At 60.6% G+C, this 923-nt stretch carries 1 protein-coding gene; it reads left to right on the top strand.

The window, feature by feature from the left end:
- Positions 1–360 precede the first annotated feature (360 nt).
- Positions 361–663 carry a hypothetical protein gene (locus tag AC1D00_RS43040; protein ID WP_135177672.1) on the top strand — a complete coding sequence of 101 codons (303 nt, stop codon included), beginning with the start codon at positions 361–363 and terminating at the stop codon, positions 661–663.
- Positions 664–923: the final 260 nt, after the last annotated feature.

Raw genomic sequence — 923 nt, 5'->3', positions numbered from 1 at the left:
GTGTAGGATTTACAGGTCGCCGTGTTCAGCTTGCCCGGGGCAAGGCCGCGGCTGCAAGAAATCCGCTGGTTGTGGCTGAGCTGGTAATCATCGGCCCGGGCGGCYGGCGCCAGCGCGGTCACCAACAGCGCAGCCGCCGAGCAGGCTTTCATGACATGGTTCATCCGAATCATCCCCCTACCAATATTTTTGTCGGATTGCGTTCTAGACGGAAAGCGGAACATAGTCGCGAGGGGACGAAGGGAAAATCACAAACTGCTGGACAAGACGTGATGCGCTGCGGCGTTTTGCGAATTGACCCGAAAATACCGTTCGTGATTTGTTCAAGCCGGGTGCCCCGACGATGGGGAGGATGGGATCATGGCATTTTCAACGAAGGCATTTGCAATCGCAGCCGCGCTCGCGGCATTCGCAGCACCCGCATTGGCGCAAGCCCCGGCGACGCCCTGGGAGCTCAATCCCGACATGGGCTACGCCTATGACAAGGACGGCAAGACCTATTCCTACAAGATGGGCACCAGCAATGCCGGCGAGCTGCTGAAGGGCGCCAAGAAGGTGCCGAAGGGCACGCTGTTCTTCATCGGCCACAACGGCCAGCTCTACATGCGCAGCGGCCCGTATCTGGAAGGCGACGGCAAGTTCAAGTTCGGGCCGGATCAATAATCCCTTTTTGTCGTCCCGGGGCGCGTGAAGCGCGAACCCGGGACCCATAACCCCAGGGAGCAGTTGCGGCGCGCAGCCGGTAACCACGAGTCTTCGCCAAATCTGGCGCTGTGGTTATGGGTCCCGGATCTGCGCGCGCTTTAGGCGCGCTTGTCCGGGACGACACCGAATATCTAAAACGCCCCCGCCAATTCCCGCGCGCCGGCATTGTTGCTGTTGCTGTCCATCCGCGTATCCGTCACCGCGAGCAGCTTCGCCAC

The organism is Bradyrhizobium sp. P2_E8 (assembly GCF_056403875.1).
Note: the sequence above shows the minus strand (reverse complement) of the source record. Positions and strands in the feature narration are given on the sequence as shown.

Coding starts and splice junctions, on each gene's coding strand:
- AC1D00_RS43040 (WP_135177672.1), top strand. CDS start 361: ATGGCATTTTCAACGAAGGCATTTGCAATCGCAGCCGCGCTCGCGGCA.